Source organism: Bartonella sp. ML69XJBT (assembly GCF_028618515.1).
Taxonomy (GTDB): domain Bacteria; phylum Pseudomonadota; class Alphaproteobacteria; order Rhizobiales; family Rhizobiaceae; genus Bartonella.
On the sequence record NZ_JAQITB010000123.1, the window covers coordinates 1 to 1146 of the forward strand.

Genomic DNA, 1146 nt, shown 5'->3' on the forward strand with positions numbered 1-1146 from the left:
CATCTCATTTAAAAAATTAACGAATATTAGATTAGGGAGCGACCTATGACCAATACAACTGTATCTAAAAAATATGAACTTACTGATGAAATAAAAGAAGTTAAAGACCATCTCTATGGTAGAGTTAGAACACTTTATCGCATTAAAGCTTTAAGAAGTTTTGGAAGTGTTAAAAAAGGAGATTTAGGGGGCTTTATTGAAAGTGAATACAACTTATCACATGATGGCAATTGCTGGGTTGGTGATGATGCCAAGGTTTATAATGCTGCTATGGTTTGGGGGTATGCGAAGGTTTTTGAAAATGCAATAATTTGTGATGAGGCGTGTGTTAATGGGTTTGCGAAGGTTTACGGTAATGTACGTGCTTATGGAAAGGCAATTATTGGTGGCAGGGCGCGTGTTTTTGGAGATACGCAACTTATTTTGGGGGCATGGGTTACAGGAAGAAAAGAGATTTCTACAGGTTTAATATCCTTTTGTAGATAGATAAAGACTGTAGAGGAATTGATTAAAGCGGCTGTGGCGTCTAAAAGATAGAATTAAAAGAAAGCCGCGTCATTTAAAACACGGCTTCTTTTATTAAAAACCATTATTGACAAGGACAATTCATTATGAAAACGATTAATGAATTACATATTTTGTGTATAAACGCAATGGCGTTTTTATCAAATTGCATCATAAAACAGATCATGCTATACTTAATTCGCAACGTTATTCTAGCGTTGTTTTTTAACCGTTCTCTAGATTAAAAACATTTATTATCTTAAGTATCAAAAAAAAGCCGTGCCAATTGATTTTGACACGGCTTTCATTTTGTTGTTTTGCAATGCATACTAGCGTCAAATAAAATACTACATATTGTGGATAAAGGCAAATGTATTTTAATTCTATTTGCATCTTAAAACAGGCTATGCTAATATAGGAATCGATTTAAGAAACTGAAAACCTTGTCCATCTTTTTTAGGTGGCAAGGTTTTTTTATATCACCTTATCATAACCTTGCTTTTGAATGCTCTAATCAAATGATAGACAATAAAAAAACCGCGTCAAAATTAATCGACACGGCTTTTTTACACGCTTTCTGTTATTCCATTATCCAAGAGTGGACGAATATCTCTATATTAAACAATCTGTGTAAAAAGGCAA

The 1146-nt window shown here is 33.4% G+C and carries 1 protein-coding gene; it reads left to right on the forward strand.

From position 1 onward, the window contains the following. Nucleotides 1–45: 45 nt before the first annotated feature. Nucleotides 46–486, forward strand: a complete 441-nt coding sequence (locus tag PVV68_RS10460; RefSeq protein WP_273783046.1) for a hypothetical protein — start codon at nt 46–48, stop codon at nt 484–486. Nucleotides 487–1146: the final 660 nt, after the last annotated feature.

What these genes read in the sequence shown, in the direction of transcription:
- PVV68_RS10460 (WP_273783046.1), top strand. Translation starts at nt 46, where the DNA reads ATGACCAATACAACTGTATCTAAAAAATATGAACTTACTGATGAAATA.